Origin of the sequence: Rubripirellula amarantea (assembly GCF_007859865.1) — a bacterium.
GTDB classification, from domain to species: domain Bacteria; phylum Planctomycetota; class Planctomycetia; order Pirellulales; family Pirellulaceae; genus Rubripirellula; species Rubripirellula amarantea.
Genome location: NZ_SJPI01000002.1, coordinates 425,413 through 442,343, shown reverse-complemented (window position 1 = coordinate 442,343; position 16,931 = coordinate 425,413). Strand labels below are relative to the sequence as shown.

Below are 16,931 nucleotides of genomic sequence, written 5' to 3'. Positions count from 1 at the left end.
AAGCGACAATGCTTTCACATAAGCGTGACATAATGGGCAGCATGACGATGGGCGACTCTGTTTAGCTCGCCTGATCATTACCCTTTGCACCCTAAGAACGATATTAACTTAATAAAAATGGTTCCGCGCACAAATCGTATTGGAATCCGCCTCATTCGATGGGGACGAACCCACGAAGGCAGATAAACTAACCAAAGTGAACTGCTACGAGGCGAGTGTTTTCTAAGCACTCTGTTCTTGGTGACACTGTTCTTAGTAGTTGTTCACGAACCTGCTGCTGATTGCTTCTCGACAAAGCTTGAATCAATTTGATTAGGCCGAGTCATGAAGCGTCCATTTCTCAGTAGCCGAGAACCGAATCCTCAGATCAGATCAATAGTCCATGCTAAAAAAACTCTCTCTCTGTGCAGCACTTGCCGCCAGCGTGTTCGCGTCGAATAGCTCTTACGCTGACGTTATCTATGAACTCGATTACAACAGCGGGTCAAACGCTAACTACGACCAAGCTGACCCGGGTGGTATCTCTACTAAGTCATACACGGCTGCCACTGGACTCGATGGATCGACGGCACTGCAGGTTGATTTTGACACCACCGGCAACCCGTTTTCGGTTAGCTACTTCACAAATCTATCGTCATCGGCTGTCAATGTAGCAACCTCTGGCAATGCGGCCGATTATGACCTGTCGTTCGATATTCGCGTTGAAGGACTCGATACAGGCGTTTTCTCAGTTAGTACTCAATACGATCTCGTCCTCAACGATGTAACATTTCGAGGAACGCTGAACAGCACAACGGCTTACCAACCGTTCTCGGTTAATCTGGCCACATTGACAAACGTGGGCAGCGGAACATTTGATCTCGCTGATATTGGTAGTGGTACGCAACAATTCCGAGTTGCATTGCTCAACGCTGGTCAGAGGTTTGGCAACGACACGAATAACTCTTACTTTGTCGATAACGTACGTCTCACCGAATTGACGGCAGTCCCCGAGCCGTCTTCCCTGGCGTTCATGAGCCTGGCCATGCTCGGTGGCGTTACCTGCTGGCGAAAACGACGAAGCTCGTAATCTTTGCCCGACGGAAACCTTCCGTTTGCCACTGATCCCATCTAACTAAGCCGGTCGAGTTTCGACCGGCTTTTTTCGTGCCGCTGCTTACCAGCCTTAACCGTGCCGTCTCAAGACGCAGCATGGTAGCGACCATGACAGACCGCTCGTTCAGCAGAGTCAGCTCTCCCGCCAGCCCTTTCGTGCATAGGAATCGGGCACATTCATGCCTGAAATCTCGGCAGATCGACCATTTGCATGCTGCTCAATCGCGGCTAAACCTTGAATATCGTTACGATTGGGAATCTCCAATTTGACGGCACGATTAGTGCTATCAATTGCACGCATGCTGGCCGCCCGCTACCCAGGCAACGACACTGCGTCCCCAACGACATGCACTTTTCATCGGCAACGAGCCCCACTCCTCCCACACTAGACACGCACAAAAAGGCGCTCGACGTCAATCTGGACGCGCGGCGTTACGGCACGTTTGCCGAGATCGGCGCGGGCCAGGAGGTCGTTCGTTGGTTCTTCCGCGTCGGGGCGGGTGCCGGAACGATCGCTAAGAGCATGTCGGCTTACGACATGAAGGTCAGCGATGCGATCTACGGACGAGCCTCACGCTACGTCTGCCGCGAACGGTTGCAAGCGATGCTCGACTACGAGCATGAGCTAAACCTGGAACGACTGCGCGATGTCCGTGGCGATACGACCGCCTTCTTCGCGTTTGCGGATACGGTTTCCGCTCGCAACTATCACGGCACCAACGAGTGCCATGGCTGGATGGGCATCAAGTTCCAAGCTCACCCTCGAGACGAAGACAGCGAAATCATCATCCATGTGCGAATGCTCGATGACGAAGCTGCCTTGCAACAAGAAGCGCTCGGCATCGTTGGAGTGAACCTGATTCATGGTGCGTTCAATCTTTATCACGAACCAGAGCTTCTGGTGAACGCGTTGCTTGATGGATTGTCGACATCGCGAATCGAAATCGACATGATCGACTTCTCAGGAATCGCGTTTCGCCACGTCGACAATCGCCTGATGAGTCTCAAGCTGGTGGAACTAGGTCTGACTGGCGCGGCCATGTTTTCGGCTGCCGGTGAAGTACTTCAACCCTCTGAGTTCTTTTACCGCAAGCCAATCTTGGTCGAGCGAGGAAGTTTTCGGCCGGTGTGCAACGTCAACTTAGACATGCTGAAATGTGCCCACGATGAGTTTTCGCAGCTCCCCAATGTGAAGGACAAAGAAGTCGTTCAAGTCATGGAATTGACGATGAACAACTTGAAGTCGACCGGTTCGATTGACATGCGAGACTTCTTGGCTCGCGCCGATGTGATGGCGTCATGCGGCATGCCGGTCTTGATCTCAGACTACTTTCAGTACTTCCGCCTTGCGGCCTATCTATCGCGTTACACCAAAGAGAACATCGCGATCACGATGGGCGCCGGCAGTCTGATGGACCTCTTCGACGAACAGTATTACACGGGACTGCAGGGTGGAATCCTGGAATCGTTCGGAAGGCTATTTAAGAACGACCTGAAGATCTACGTCTACCCGCTGCTCGATTCAGAAACCGGTGAACTAATCACGTGCGACAATCTCGAGATCAAACCGGAATTGAAGAACCTGTACAACTACCTGAAAGATCGTGGCGGAATCTCGGCACTTCATAATTACGACCCCGAGTGCCTGAAAATCTTTTCTCGTGATGTGCTGCAACGAATCAAGAACGGGGATTCGACTTGGGAATCGATGGTACCGTCCTGTGTCGCCGCCGTCATTCGAGAAAAGAACTACTTTGCTTTCCGACCCGCGTGATGCACGACACGTCTTCGTTTCGCAAAATGCTTGTCGGCGCGGGCTTCTTTTGCGCAACCTGCATCGCCGCCGTGATCGGATATTCGATCGCAGGATGGTCGCTTGTCGATTCTCTGTACATGGTCGTGATCACGATCTTTGGCGTGGGCTACGGCGAGGTGCAGCCGATCAACACGCCGAGCCTAAAGTTCTTCACCGCGATCATCATCATCGCGGGCTGTTCTTCGGGAATTTACGTCGTGGGTGGGTTTGTGCAGATGATCGCCGAAGGAGAAATTCAACGTGCTTTGGGAGTCAGAAGAATGAGTCGCGGAATTGAACAAACGACCGGTCACGTCATCATCTGTGGCTTTGGAAGAGTCGGCCAAATGCTGGCGAGCGAATTGAAGGAACTCGACGAACCGTTCGTGTGTGTCGATTCGAACCCTGAGCGGATCGCGATGGCCGATGAACTCGGTTACCTCGTTGTCACCGGAAACGCCGGTGAAGAAGAAACGCTGGAACGGGCCGGCATTGAACGAGCCAGAGTGCTGGCGACCGTATTGCCCGACGACGCTGCGAACGTATTCATCACACTCACCGCTCGTGAACTGAGCGAAGAGATTGAAATCATTGCCCGAGGGGAATCCACGGCCACGCAGCGCAAACTTGTTCGCAGCGGAGCCAACCATATTGTCCTGCCTGCCGCGATTGGTGCCTCCAAGATCGCCAACATGATTTCCTGTCCTAACGCGGCTTCGTTGCTGACGGATCCTAAGCAAAGCGAACGATTGCGGTCGGACTTGCATAGCCTTGGCTTGTCGATTCACGAATACCCCATCGACTCAGCCAGCAACGTGATCGGCAGTTCGCTAAGTGAACTGCAATCCTCGTGCGAAGGAGGAATGATGGTCGTCGCCATCCAACGCGCAGACGGCACGTTGCTGCGGAATCCTGAAAGCAACCAGGATATTCGAGCGGGCGATACTCTATTCATCGTCGCGGATTACACCCAGCGAGTCACACTCACGAAAGCCACCCAAATGAAGCGTCCCGAGATGCGATACCGCGGCCAACACACTTCGTAGCCAAACGCTTCGCCGCACGACCGCCAGATCGTCTTAACCGATCAACCACAATCGAAAGAACGATTTGCCGCGTCCTCATCTAATCCGCATTACAGCTTTCCCTTTGCAACACCGGTCCTAGCAGTGTCCCTAGCAGTGCCCCTAGTCCGGCGCTGAACAGCTGAGAGTAAAACTTTGCTCACGCTCACATGGACAGGCTCGGTAGTTAGAATGTGCAGGCGTCAGATTGTTTTCGAGACACCCTCAACCGACAGATGGCGTGCGCGTGTGAACTCGCAAGTCAGGTTTGCAGCGAGGCGATGCAAGTGGAACTGCAACGGGTTGCAGCCTTGGTTCACTTGGCCAAGGGAGAACACCTTCATGCCGCGTGGCATTTCGACAAAGAAGCCAAGCACTTACGAAGAGCCGGAACTTACCGCGAAATTCCAAACACCCTGGATCTAGCAGCCGCTGCTTACGAACAAGCAGGTTTGCCGCGCTACGGCTGACTCGGGTTGCCAAGATTTGGTCGGGGCGAGGTGACACGAAACGCGCTTGGTCATACGTCCTGCAGGCCAACGTCCAAGCCGAAATCGCCTGTTGCGATTCCATCACCACTCGGCTCGCGCTTATTCCCAAACAAATCCAAGAAGCATTGCTCGCGAAAGGCGAACCTCTTTCGACCCTATCCCCGATCATTGACTCCCAAGATCAGCTAAGCGACTACGAGCCAATCGACTCCTCATTGCCGCTTGAACCGCTCACCTTTCCCCTTCTCAACGTGGTCAACGCGAACTGGCTACCGCAATAAGCAAAATTTCTCAAACTTTTTTTTCAGATGCGCATATCACATGGGAAATCGACATCGACCAGAACGTGAGTTCCATACCCTCAATCCTGCCCCGTATCTGATGGCTTGGGAAAGCGACCTTCCCTTGCCAAAGTGACTACGGCACTTCCGTACACTCCTGCACGTTCGCACCCATCGTTAAGAGTTAGTGAATAGGTAGGTTACATGCAATATAACGCTTGTTCAGCATCCTGAATCGAATATTCTGGGGGACGACGAGGAAGAATTCTTTCCTACGAGCTCGCGCACCCTAGGAGTATTGAGATGAAACGATTTTTTATGGCCATGGCGGCAATCGCCATGCTTGCCAACACCCATGCCTCAGCAGCCCTGGTTATATCAGGAGTTGTTGACGGCACCCAGTCGGGGGGAATCCCGAAAGCCATCGAATTGTATGCCACTTCCGCAATCGCGGATTTGTCGGTCTACAGCATCGTTCGTGATACGAATGGTGCCGGCCCTTTCGACAGTAATGTAGTGTTGCCATCGCTAGCCTTGGCTGCGGGAGACTACTTCTATGTGTCTGGAGGTGGTACTTCGACAACAATCCTGAACGGTTTTGGATTCACCGTCGGTCTTGAAGACGGCATTGCCAATGTCAATGGCGATGACATTCTCGGGATCGCATTCGCAGCTGACACCAGCCTCGATGACTACAGTAACATCCAGGATTCATTCGGAGTGGTCGCTCAAGGCGACACCAACTTCTATGAGAATAGCTTTGCTATTCGTACCGGTAGCAGCCCCGCTGCGAACCCCGCTGGAGTAGTTGACGCAGGTAACTTCACGATTACTCCCTACACGGACAGTGATTTCTCAGGCCCTAACGGGTTTGGCACCTTCTCCGCGGTGAGTGCTGTTCCTGAACCAAGTAGCTATGCGGTACTTGGATTGATTGGAGTTGTCGGCCTCGTCTTGCGTCGACGCAAGCAAGTCGCTTAGTTCAAGCATCAAAGCCAACTAATTTGAAAGCGGTGATCCCCAGGATCACCGCTTTTTTTTTGCTTAAGCTTCCAGGCCAAAACCAAACTCAATGAAGCTCGCTATCGATTGCTCTTTGCTAATCCTCATTGATCATCATTTCTTCGAATCGATTAATCCAGCACCAGCTCAACCGGCAAGTTCCAAGTTGGCCGAATACCGAAGTAATCGACGGGACAGGAACAGGAGTTGGACACCTTTTCTTCTTCTAAGAGAACGAACCTCACCTTGAACTGATCGTTAACACTTAGGTCCAACACCAGTCCCTTACTTAGCATACCCACGTCCAACATTGCTCGCCTTGATTCGATCACCGGACCACGACTCGTTAGGCTGCTCTTGAATGTGAATCGGCGTCGTCTGGTCCGGATGTAACCAAGCGAAAGTCGATCGGTCGTGGCGACTGAATATGCAAGTCACGTTGCGGGAACGCAATCACGATTTCAGCTTCGCGGAACATCGCGTCAATTTTTAATCGTACGCCCGTTTCGATCATACGCATCTGCGATAGGTTCTTCGCCTGAACCCAAAAGTGAACTTGAAAAACGAGCGAGTTGTCGCCGAAGTCATTGAACCAAACCATCGGCTTGGGTCGTTCCAATACGCCACTTTGTTCCGAAGCCGCTCGCGCGAGCAATCGCAGCACGGCATCCAAGTCCGATCCGTACGCCACACCAATGGTGATCGAGGTTCGTTGTCGATCGTCTCGGCGAGTCAGGTTAGTAACTTCATTTTCCAGAAAGCTACTGTTCGGAACAATGATGTCTTGATTGTCACCGGTACGAATCTGTGTGCTTCGTGCTCCGATTTTGGTGACGTTGCCGTGCGTGTCACCAATTTTGATCAGGTCACCCACTTTGATTGGGCGTTCAGCCAGCAGGATCAAGCCACTGATGAAGTTGTTTAGAATGTTCTGGCTACCAAAACCGATTCCGATTGCGATCGCACCGCCTAGAAACGTGAAAACGGTCAATGGCACATTGGCGTAGCGAAGCGCCGTTAGTCCCAGCGTGATTAACAACGCGTAAAAGCTAAGCGATTCAATAGCATCAGCAGCAGCTTCGTCGACGCCCCACTTCGGGAGCCGACCGCCCACCCAATGACTCAGCCATCGTGCCAACAGAAACCCGAAGAACAGCATCAAAATACTGCTGCATACCTTGCCCACGGTGAGCGAAGTATCTTCGATGGAGGTGAGTTCGTAATTCCAAAGGCGTTTTGCCTGAGTCCATGTATCTTCAGCGATCTCACCAACCGATCGCCCGGGCTCGCCTTCGATCTGGGTTTTCAGTCGTTCAAGGGTACGTCGAGAACTATCAAGTGCCAGCAGACTCTTGCTGTACACCTCGGCTTGTTTGTCATAGGCGTCTCGTTTGGCCCTTAACCAACGCGCCACCTCTTCATTTCCATTGGCTGCATCGATCTTCGCGTCGACCGTTGATTGGCTCACTCGCAACTCATCGAGCTTCAACCGGCGAGTTTGACGATCCTGAGCGATCTGCTCGAGTTGTTCATTCGTCTCATCCGCCCAATCATTGCGTTCCTTGCGTTGGACTTGGTTAGCCACGACAAGAAATCGGCGTTCCCAAGCCTTCTTCAATAAGGGAAGCCGCTGCAAACGTTGATTCGTCAACGACATTTCGTTCTGAATCGCCATCTGCGAAATCTTCAAAGAGTCGACCCGCTCGATCAACTCGGGGCTAAGCACGGATGAAGCGTCAGCTTCTTGGCGAGCCGCAAGCCATCGGCGCTCGGCAAACTGCAATTCGGTTTGCAGACGGGCAGCCTGTTGTTTCAGTTCTACTTCGCTCTTATCCAAATCGGCGAGCTTTGACGTCAAATCCTCTTGCGTGAAAACGATGCGATCACCAACGATCGCAATCTTTTTCTCGTCGATTTCAAGTTGCAACTTCGCGACCACTTGGTTCGCTTCGGCGATGGAGAGCTCTTGACGCCGCAAGACAAGCATCTCTTCGGCTAGCTTTTGTTCCAATTCTGCAATCTGGACCTCGGCTTCATTGGAACCATCAGCTTTTTCCCGCAGTTGTCGCAACGACGTAGCACGTTCTTCCGCCGTCGTCTTCGCCGTCTCGGCGGCGCCTCGCGCCGACACCACCGATGACTCGGCCGAAGCTAATTTCGATTTGGCGTTGCGAGCCGATTCCTTCAACCCGTCAAGCAGTATGATGGAATAGGGTGGCTTGGAATCAAGTTCACCATCGGCCAAGCGGGTCAAAGTGGACTTCAAAGCTTCCACTTGCGATGAATGATCTTCACTAGACGACGTAGCCGACTGCTGTTGAGCGATGACCACGTCGATTTGTTTGAGGAGATCCACTCGACTCGCGTCGGCGGTTGGCAACTTGGAATCGTCGCCATCGCTGGCTGCGTTTTGCTCTTCCTGCAACATTGCGATACGTAGCTCAGTCGCGACCTCAACCTGCTTCTCTTCAAGCACCTCGGCTGACGTTTCGGTTGTCAGGTCGCCTTCGCCCGACACTTGAGTGACTTGCGAAACGGACTGGCTCGGTTCGTCAAGCAAGGCCTCACTAGATCGTTGATGCTCCGCGCGTTTAATGGCATTGGCGGGCGGCTCTAATCGAACGGTCGATACAACAGTCGCTTTGGGCACCACTTGCAGTGCCGCGCCCTCCGCAACGGTAGTCGTCGCGTGAGGTTCCGAAGATTCATTTTCGACTGCAAATACAGGCGCGACCAAGAAGATCATGATCGAGCTCGCGGCGAAAATCGTGCGAGTTCTTAAGAAGGTCATTCCACGAGCCCTTGCTGCTAGATCGTTTCCTATGACAAATACGTGTTGTTGTGAACGAACGTCAAGGCAATTATCTGCGTTACAAGGAAATCGTTTTCGTCGAAGTACGCTGACCTATCGAATTGGTGAGTTTCACAACCCCAGTAGATGGTTTCCCACAGGGAACGTTTAGCCTCAGTCAAAACTGAGCTAGATTTACCGGCACACGTCATCGCAGAACGGTAGGTCGAGTTAGACTGGGTCGCGAGTCAGGTTTACGTTTCTTAAGAACCAATCAACCAACGTCGCGGAGCAATTTCAGGATGGAGAACCAAGTGAGCGAGACGAACCAGAAAGTCGAATCTAGCTATTGGCCCTACATATTGCCTTTGGTCTCGTTCCTTGCGTTAGTGGAATTAAGTAACCGAACTCCTGAAAGCTGGCAGTTCGCCATGCTGGTCGCTCGAGTCATCGTCCCGTTAAGCATGTTGACCTACTTTTGGAAACGAGGCGATTACCCCGAGTTGAAGATTCGATTCTCTGCGATGACGGTCGTCGATCTACTACTTGGTATCTCGTTGGCTGGACTTTGGATCGCACCCTACGTTTGGTTTCCAAGCTTGCGTCCCGATTCCGATAGCAGTCCGTTCGATCCTGCGATGGCGGGTGCCGCGATGATTCCGGCGGTGTTGTCCATTCGCATGGTTGGCTACGTCTTGGTCACGCCGGTGATGGAGGAGCTTTTCATGCGCAGTTTTCTGATTCGGTTCGTGGACGTCTTCGACGACCCAGCCAAAGACTTTCGCGACATCGCCATCGGCAAGTTTGGTTGGATGAGTTTCGTCGCGGTCATCTTTGTATTTCTGGCCACGCACGTTCCGTGGGAATGGTACGTCATGTTCCCGTGGGCAGTCATCACGACCCTGTGGCTCTACGTTCGCAAAGATCTGTTCGCATTGATTGTGGTGCACTCGGCCACCAACGCTGCAATTTTGTTGTCGGCCATTTTCTTTAGCGATACATTCAGCGATGGATCTGGTGGAACTCTGCCACTATGGTTCTTCGTCTAGCGTTTCTCAGCGATAGCCCTTTGCGATGATCGGCGCAAAGATGCTTAAGGAAGTCACGCTAGCTCTTGCCTGACTCTAAATCTATCAAAGGCCCCGAGCTTGAAACGACTTGCGCAAGGAACTCCGCCCCGGTTTGGGTATCGTACTCATCCCGTAGCCGTTCAATGCGACCTTCATTGAACAGGAAATGCAAGTTCACCCAGATCGGCGGGCTTGTGTAGCCGCGAGCAACGACAACCTCTTGGTAAGACACCACAACCGATTGCCCCTGGGTGAAAAGAGTGGGGTTCAATTGATGGTTAGTCGAACGAGTGAAAATCCCGAAGAAGGTATTTAACCAAGTTTGGAATCCAGACAACGATTGAAATGTTCCTGCGATCGGGTTCGCTTGAGTGCCAGCACAGACAAACACAAAATCTTCAGAAAAGAATTCCGCGCAGTGACGCAAAACGTCTTGGTGGTACTCCTCAAAGAGTCTCATGAATTCGCGACAAATCTGAAGCTGGCAAAACACCAACTCATCATCCGTGAAGCCAATCGCCAAAGAACGACTTGAGGCTTGCTCTGCCAAGGTTTCTACCAACGTCTCGATGGTCGATAAACTGATCGGTATTCAATGTGATGTTGGTCGACACACGGACCGAATGTTGCCCGACGCCAGAATCCCGATAGCTAGCTCCCCAAGATCCCGTGGCAGCAATCGTAGACGGATCAACTAACGAACCGCCGACGACACCAAAAGTTTCATTGGCCAGTGATTGCGACATCAGCGATGTTGCAACCGACGCGGCATCGACATCGCGTGCAAAATGAATGAAGCCTACTCGGCCCACCGAAGAAGCCGAGGGGACGACGTCAACCGTTGACGTCGCTTCGACTTCGACAAGACTACCGACGCTGGCCACCACTGAAGCGCTGATGCCCACGGCCGATTGAGTGTCACCTGATTGGCCCAGCCCCGATCGACCGCCATAGCTTGTTAGTGAAACATCGAGGAGGCTGTTCGTGCCTGAAGATTCAGCGAAGTTGGCGATCGCATCGCCAGCAGCGCCAGCTTGTCCATCGGTCGTATCACCGCCTGTCCCCGCGGCAATCGTCCGTCGAAGGACGGCGCTACCAACGCTGTCGAGTTGCCCTGATAGGGAAGCGACATTTACCGTTCCGCCATCGCCGCCTGTGCTACTCGAACTTGACCCACCGGTCCCACCCTGCTGAGTGAGCCGAACAACTAGATCGCCGCCACCGGTCGAGGCAACCCGAGCCGTAGCAATATCCGCAGTCCCACCGTTGCCGGTCATACTGCTGCCACCGTTTCCACCAATCGAGTAGATATCTAGAGTCAGTTAGCCTGTGTCAGCAATGTTTACCGTCGCTGAAGCTTCGGCTCCATCGGCACCATTGTTCGTAGAAGAACTTCCTCCATTGCCGCCCGTCAAAGACAAGTTGAGTCGGCCGTCACTACCAAGCTCATTTAGGTTCGAGTTATTGTGACTGATGGATGCTACGCCACCGGCCCCTGCGATGCCGCCAACCGTGTTGCCACCCGATCCACCGACTACCGATTGATCAATATAGGCGGTGTCAAATTCGACGCCTGCAACCGCGTCGGAGCCATTGGCTTGTACTGAAGCACCGTTCCCGCCGTTGCCGTTTTCATACGCGTTGCCACCATTGCCTCCTATCTTGTAGATGCTCGCGCTGACACTAGAACTGTCCGGCACGGTCCCCCGCGCACTGACCGCTCCATACAAACCGCCAGGCACCGATCCCGGGAAACCCTCTGATCCACCCGCGCCACCAGATCCATCCGCACTAGCACTGTCCCCTCCAATTGTTACGGCTGCGGTCGCATTGCCGGTGCCCCCATTCCCTCCGTTTCCCCCGTTTCCACCTGGAGCGTTTGGATTTAGAGAATTCCATCCGTTGCCACCTGCCCCACCATTTCCGCCAACGACGGTAGCTCGGTTGTTCGAGTCAAGCGGATCAACGGCGGCCCCGGTTGAGTTGCCCCTAGCGCCGGCATTCGTACCATTCGATGGCGGATCTCCATCGCTTCCATCAGAACCATTCGAACCAGGCGAGCCCAACGTTGATACGACACCCGCGTTGGCTGGAACCATGACCAACAGCGAGAGAACGACGAACAAGTGTACTAGTAGGTGGCATTGAGTTTGCTTGAGGAACACGGTGAGCGACCTTAGTGTGTGCACAAAGAGATATTCCTTCGGGCAGATCTGCCAGAAAGCAGCTCAGATCCTAATGGGTGGATCGTAAGCCGTACCGGCACGCGATCGGCACGTTCCCCGCGCGATGCCTACTTACCGATTGCAGAACGATCGCCGAACTTGGGCGAACGGGAGAGAGAGGCAAGGTGAGCATGCAGATCGGACGCCCCATTTCCGCCTGCACCGCAAGACCGCATCGCAAGACCGCATCGCGCCGCAAGACCCAGTACGAAACACCTTGCACGAAGCACCCCGCCCAAGGCGATTCGCCTGTCATCCCGGCATTGAATCGGACGCTAGCACGCGAGTCGGACGTTAGAACAGACGTGAGTCATGACTGAGTAGGGTCAATAAATCGTCGTCAGTTTCGGTGCCATTTTCGCCAACGCTATTGCCGTCGATATCTGCAACGCCCCGCTCGCGACTAAAGCGATTGATCACCACCAAGGCATCGAGTGCCGTAACCGCGCGATCACCATTGACGTCCATCGGCGAAAATCCAGCTGGATCAGTATGCATCGCATTGATAATCATCAATGCATCGACCGCTGATGTCTTGCCATCGCGATTCACATCCGTCGACTCAAACGATGCGTCTGCCGCCCAAACGACCGCTTCCGACTCACCAGACTCATCGACAAAATTTTGAGGTTCGACCTGGAACGTCGTCGCTGCGAAGTACTTGGGGTCCGACGAATGTGAACCAGACAAATTGGCGATCCGCCGCGTTCCTCGACTTGTGCCATCGGAAGTGTATAGCTCTCGTTGACCATTGCCTTGAACAGCAGAGAACACCAATCGCTCCGAGACTTCCGTCAAACCCTTTGGGTCGGAACTGACGTTGCCAGAAAGGTCTTTGACACGATACGTCTGCGAAAGCGTCGGATCCGAAGCAAGTAATTCAACTTCGCCGCTGGGGAACACTACCGTGAAGAACAATCGGTCGCCAGCTGCAGTCAATTGCTGCGGATCTGAGCTAACCGTACCGAAAAGGTCGCGTACGACTCGCGTAGAACCGCCTTCTACATCACTGACCATCAGCTCCCGATTCGCCGGTGGAATATTTGCCGTGAAGAACAATTGATCGTCTATGACGGTCAACGATTCTGGGTTGCCTCGCAACTCGGGTCCTTGAGCGACCACATTGGTCGACACCGTGCGGCCATCGTTACTTAACACCGCTCGCCGAATGGTGAGCTTGCCTTGCTCGTCCGCGGCGGTAAAAAAGAGACTGTCGTCCGAACGGACCACTGGTCCCACGACTGCGAACACATCTCGTGACTCGCGAGCGAACCTTCGTCCCGAGCCCTCATTCACCAATGCGTGAATGCGACGCCCCGCCGACGTCCGGACCACGGCGGCAACGCTACTGCCAAAGGGAATGAGCTCTTCGACAGGAGGATTGATCTTCCAAGATCCGCTTCTTACTCCATTTTCAAAAAAGGCATAAACGCGTTGCTGCGATGTATCACGCTCCCGACCTAGAAAGCAAAGCTGGTCTTCTACCGCAAACAGGTCTTGAGGTTGACCAATGCTTGTTGCCGAAACCGGCACCGTGCTGCTTCGAGATCCCGTCGTTTTGTAAACACGATCTTCGCCATTGCGTTGGGTCATCACAAAGAACAGCGTGTTTCCCACAACGGTCAATTCACGAGGATTGCTGCTTGAAGTCCCCGCGAGGTTCGATACCAGCGCCGTCGTATCCGCCGTTCCATCGCTGCGAAATAACTCGCGTTCACCACTGGGAAGCACTGCCGTGAAAAACAGCCTGCCACCTATCGAGGTCAGGTCGCGGGGATCTGATGAATGTTTGCCTGAAAGGTCTCGCAACAGCCGCGTGCCCGCATCGGTACCGTCGCTAACGAATAACTCACGCTGGCCATCGGGCAACTCCGCCGTGAACGCAAACTCAAAGGGCGGGGGAACCCGGTATTTTTCGGCCGCCTGCACCGCAACGTCGGCATTGATTACGCCATGCCCATTGACGAAGTCGAAACCGGTTGGCCCAATGTCCTTTGCAGTCTCCTCGAGAACCTGGCGCACCTGCTCAGGCGACATGCCGCCCTCGGACGCCTCAAGCATCAACGCGACCAAGCCCGCAGTCTTCGCGGCTGACGCTGAAGTGCTGTAGAATTGCTTGGAATCTGGAGCTGACGTAACGTTCCACTCCGGTCTTAATGTGAACAGCTCGTCGCCGTCGGGTGCAAGTATATTGGGCTTCGCATAGGTCGCACCGATGTAGTCAATCGTCCCATAATCACCGTGATCTGCATGAGTGGGATCGTATAGCCACTCAATTTCCCGGCCACCAATGCTTGAATAACTTCGAGCTTGAGCACTGCCGCGCGACGCTCCGACAGTAATCACCGATTCCATCGTTGATACGCCTAGTTGAGGTGACGAGTGCGTCTTGTACTCGAACGAATCAAGCGCTAGTGACTCGTTGGCGATGATGGAAATGACTGGATTCGCTAAGAACACATTCTGAGCTTCACCGACAATCAAATTCAGTGTTTGGGTACTCTGCGTTTCATTGTGATAAGAGACTTGTCCAACGAAGTAACCATTGCCGTACCAAAAAGGAAAACTCTCGTCGAGCACGTTTTGCCCCGCTTCGTCAGTTAAGAACAATTGATAGGACGTGTCGAGATACTCATCACTAGGCGATCCAGTTGGCAGATAATAGGGGCTACCATTCCAACTCAGCGTAATGGCGATGGACTGACCCGCCGGTAAAGTAAACGACTGAGTCACGTCTACGTTCGGACCGCTGTCAAAGTCATGCAACGGAATGTCGCCGATCGACGCCGGAACGTCACCAGGGCGCGACGAGAGTTCGACGGACTCGAACGGAGCAAGATATCCGGTATCACCCGCGTTACCGGCAGCGGCGATCACGGTAACGCCTGAGCTTACAATTTCTCGGATTCGTTCGTCGATGTATGACTCAAGAAACGCATCGCCCGCTGGGTATTGCATATCCGTGACAATCACATCCGCACCGGCGTGGACGAGCGCGGACATGGTGCTCGCAATCCCGTAGTAGGTACTAGGTGCCGCATGAAAAATTAGTGATGCCGCGGGTGCCACATCGTGAATCAATTCAGCGATACCGCGACCGCGGTCTTGCCTCGAGTATGTAGCTTCGCTAAGCACTTCGACCGGAGTATCGAAGCCATTGGGGTTGTCGCGGCCAGGCAACTCACCCGCCATCACTGCCGATCGAATTCCACCATGAGTGTTGAAACTATCCGAGATGATCCCCACGGTGATATCATGTCCGTCAAAGTCGATCGACTCCAACCCCGGTAACACGGCCAACAGACGTCGATCTTCTAAACCTTGAATCTTTAAACGACGCCGAAGTTTGGCGTGCCGTGATGGGAACATGTTCACGATCGTATCCAGTGGATTAGGGGGTGCCGAATTAAAAAAGATCCAGACCATCCGTCGGTTTGAAAGGACGCACGCAAGAACTCCGCTGCAACGGTGTGTATTGAACGGTTTTTGGACAACTACGAATTCGTTCCCACGCGGGAAAAAGTGGCTGTGCCATTTGCGGATTAAGTACGGCTAGACCAACTATCGAGCCGTGGCTCGGATTCATTAAATTGGACCACTTCGCTGCACTGCGACGCTGACGCGAGCCAATCAAAGGGTCCGCCTGTAAGTCTCTTGTGAGGGCGATACTTATCAGATCGGGAACAAAGTTAGCCCGAGGACGTTGTCTTGACCGAAGAGAAGCATCTCGTCGATTGACCATACCCGTGGACTGACTTCGTGCTACCCATCGCCGTGTAGCACTGCTCACAGTTATCACGCCAACGACCCCCTTGATCAAGGGGGTGCAGGGAAATTCTAGAAGTTTTGCCGACGTAGTGCGGGGAGATGCAACCTTAGTTTTGCATCACTACCGAAGGATTCTATCAAAATCAAACATTCGTCCAGCAGACTCAGCTCAGGCCCGGTATCGCCGATGCCATTAAAGCTGATCACAGTTCAATTCAGGAAGAGCTGAGCCCCATTGCTAGAGCGCGGGTGCCGGCAACCCGCTCGCGCACGAGAGATCAGTTCGTGAAAAACTATCAAGTCGCAATATTCAGCAACTAGTTTTCAGTGGGGACTACGGTTGCCTCGGGTGCAGTCTGTGTCTCACCAGACTCTGTCTCAACAGACTCTGTCTCACCAGACTGTGTATCGGCGGGTTGCGCGAGCGATGGTTGGCTTGCTACGGGTTGGGAGGTCGGGCCGACCGAAATGACAGTGGAGCCATCAGGCAATACCATCCCAGGACGCAGTTCCGAAGTCGCTGGATCAAAAGCCGGTGGCTCTAACGACGAATCGGTCTCGCCATAACGATAGCCGGCTTGATAGCGGCTTGTGGATGGCGCATAGACTGTGCTATCGGCCGGGTAAGTGGGTGATGCATAGGTCGGCGATGGGTAAACCACCGACGGGCTGGTCGCGTAAGGGGAACGCGAATAGGTCGAATAACCCGACGAGTAACCTAGTGAGTACGGATAACTATAGGTGCCATAGCCAAGCCCGCCATAACCGAGACTGTTGTAACCGAGACTGCCGTAACCGGGACCGCTCAATCCTCGCCCATAGACGCCAACCCCGCCATATCCGTACGGATAGCCGCTACCGATCGACAAACTGAATCCCGATCGTGAATAACCGAGACCAGATCCATAACCCAAAGAACCGCGTCCCGAAGACCCTGAGTATCCCGGGTGCCTTGCATAACCTGAATGTGTATTGCCTGGCGACCTGCCACCGCGATCGACGTGGCCGCCTCGATTCTGGCCGCCTCGATCTTGACCACCACTGCCAACATGGCCGCCGTGATTTCCACCACCACCGCCAACATGGCCGCTACCGCCATGTCCACCGTGACCGCCACCGTGACCTCCACCATTTCCGCCACGTCCTCCACCGCCAGGAGGTTGAGCCAGCGCGAACGGAGCCAACGAACTAGTCAATACGATACTGAACGCAAATAGGCCGAAACGAACCGATTGCAACATGACAAATCCTTCTGCGGAGTTCGCAGTGTGTTGAGGGGTTGATTGGGTGTCACCGAAAGCCTGATCTTGCTCATCAAGCAACGTCAAAGAGCTACGTCAGAAAACTTC

General features: G+C 53.5%; 12 protein-coding genes. 6 read left to right on the top strand and 6 right to left on the bottom strand.

The genetic code is table 11. The annotated features are described in order from the left end of the window. Positions 1-382: 382 nt before the first annotated feature. From Pla22_RS15060 to Pla22_RS15040, 5 genes are all read left to right on the top strand, one after another. On the top strand, positions 383-1,069 hold the full coding sequence (locus Pla22_RS15060) for a PEP-CTERM sorting domain-containing protein (RefSeq protein WP_146515664.1): 687 nt from the start codon (positions 383-385) through the stop codon (positions 1,067-1,069). Positions 1,070-1,441: 372 nt separating this feature from the next. Beyond that, on the top strand, positions 1,442-2,869 hold the full coding sequence (locus Pla22_RS15055; protein ID WP_146515663.1) for a TonB-dependent receptor: 1,428 nt from the start codon (positions 1,442-1,444) through the stop codon (positions 2,867-2,869). Next, the gene (locus Pla22_RS15050) at positions 2,869-3,936 is read left to right on the top strand and encodes a potassium channel family protein (protein ID WP_146515662.1); all 1,068 of its coding nucleotides are present in this window, start codon (positions 2,869-2,871) and stop codon (positions 3,934-3,936) included. Before Pla22_RS15055 ends, Pla22_RS15050 begins: the two co-directional genes overlap by 1 nt. A 254-nt stretch (positions 3,937-4,190) precedes the next feature. Continuing rightward, the gene (locus Pla22_RS15045; protein ID WP_146515661.1) at positions 4,191-4,424 is read left to right on the top strand and encodes a hypothetical protein; all 234 of its coding nucleotides are present in this window, start codon (positions 4,191-4,193) and stop codon (positions 4,422-4,424) included. Positions 4,425-5,029: 605 nt separating this feature from the next. Beyond that, the gene (locus Pla22_RS15040) at positions 5,030-5,707 is read left to right on the top strand and encodes a PEP-CTERM sorting domain-containing protein (protein WP_146515660.1); all 678 of its coding nucleotides are present in this window, start codon (positions 5,030-5,032) and stop codon (positions 5,705-5,707) included. A 367-nt stretch (positions 5,708-6,074) separates the two neighbouring features. Here the strand turns inward: Pla22_RS15040 and Pla22_RS15035 are convergent, their stop codons facing one another. Continuing rightward, complete coding sequence (locus Pla22_RS15035) at positions 6,075-8,474, bottom strand: mechanosensitive ion channel domain-containing protein (RefSeq protein WP_146515659.1); 2,400 nt, start codon at positions 8,472-8,474, stop codon at positions 6,075-6,077. A 359-nt stretch (positions 8,475-8,833) separates the two neighbouring features. Here Pla22_RS15035 and Pla22_RS15030 point away from each other — a divergent pair, with 359 nt between their 5' ends. Beyond that, complete coding sequence (locus tag Pla22_RS15030) at positions 8,834-9,568, top strand: CPBP family glutamic-type intramembrane protease (RefSeq protein WP_165440689.1); 735 nt, start codon at positions 8,834-8,836, stop codon at positions 9,566-9,568. 58 nt (positions 9,569-9,626) lie between these two features. Here Pla22_RS15030 and Pla22_RS15025 read toward each other — a convergent pair whose 3' ends face one another. From Pla22_RS15025 to Pla22_RS15005, 5 genes are all read right to left on the bottom strand, one after another. Then, positions 9,627-10,049: a hypothetical protein gene (locus Pla22_RS15025; RefSeq protein ID WP_146515657.1), complete on the bottom strand. Its 423-nt coding sequence runs from the start codon at positions 10,047-10,049 to the stop codon at positions 9,627-9,629. A gap of 40 nt (positions 10,050-10,089) precedes the next feature. Beyond that, positions 10,090-10,866: a hypothetical protein gene (locus Pla22_RS15020; RefSeq protein WP_146515656.1), complete on the bottom strand. Its 777-nt coding sequence runs from the start codon at positions 10,864-10,866 to the stop codon at positions 10,090-10,092. A gap of 45 nt (positions 10,867-10,911) precedes the next feature. Then, on the bottom strand, positions 10,912-11,754 hold the full coding sequence (locus tag Pla22_RS15015; RefSeq protein WP_146515655.1) for a hypothetical protein: 843 nt from the start codon (positions 11,752-11,754) through the stop codon (positions 10,912-10,914). 354 nt (positions 11,755-12,108) lie between these two features. After that, complete coding sequence (locus Pla22_RS15010) at positions 12,109-15,183, bottom strand: dockerin type I domain-containing protein (RefSeq protein ID WP_165440688.1); 3,075 nt, start codon at positions 15,181-15,183, stop codon at positions 12,109-12,111. A gap of 716 nt (positions 15,184-15,899) precedes the next feature. Then, positions 15,900-16,823: a hypothetical protein gene (locus Pla22_RS15005; RefSeq protein WP_146515653.1), complete on the bottom strand. Its 924-nt coding sequence runs from the start codon at positions 16,821-16,823 to the stop codon at positions 15,900-15,902. Between the last annotated feature and the right edge of the window lie 108 nt (positions 16,824-16,931).

What these genes read in the sequence shown, in the direction of transcription:
- Pla22_RS15060 (WP_146515664.1), top strand. Translation starts at nt 383, where the DNA reads ATGCTAAAAAAACTCTCTCTCTGTGCAGCACTTGCCGCCAGCGTGTTC.
- Pla22_RS15055 (WP_146515663.1), top strand. Translation starts at nt 1,442, where the DNA reads ATGCACTTTTCATCGGCAACGAGCCCCACTCCTCCCACACTAGACACG.
- Pla22_RS15050 (WP_146515662.1), top strand. Translation starts at nt 2,869, where the DNA reads ATGCACGACACGTCTTCGTTTCGCAAAATGCTTGTCGGCGCGGGCTTC.
- Pla22_RS15045 (WP_146515661.1), top strand. Translation starts at nt 4,191, where the DNA reads ATGGCGTGCGCGTGTGAACTCGCAAGTCAGGTTTGCAGCGAGGCGATG.
- Pla22_RS15040 (WP_146515660.1), top strand. Translation starts at nt 5,030, where the DNA reads ATGAAACGATTTTTTATGGCCATGGCGGCAATCGCCATGCTTGCCAAC.
- Pla22_RS15035 (WP_146515659.1), bottom strand. Translation starts at nt 8,474, where the DNA reads ATGATCTTCTTGGTCGCGCCTGTATTTGCAGTCGAAAATGAATCTTCG.
- Pla22_RS15025 (WP_146515657.1), bottom strand. Translation starts at nt 10,049, where the DNA reads ATGAGACTCTTTGAGGAGTACCACCAAGACGTTTTGCGTCACTGCGCG.
- Pla22_RS15020 (WP_146515656.1), bottom strand. Translation starts at nt 10,866, where the DNA reads ATGACCGGCAACGGTGGGACTGCGGATATTGCTACGGCTCGGGTTGCC.
- Pla22_RS15010 (WP_165440688.1), bottom strand. Translation starts at nt 15,183, where the DNA reads ATGTTCCCATCACGGCACGCCAAACTTCGGCGTCGTTTAAAGATTCAA.
- Pla22_RS15005 (WP_146515653.1), bottom strand. Translation starts at nt 16,823, where the DNA reads ATGTTGCAATCGGTTCGTTTCGGCCTATTTGCGTTCAGTATCGTATTG.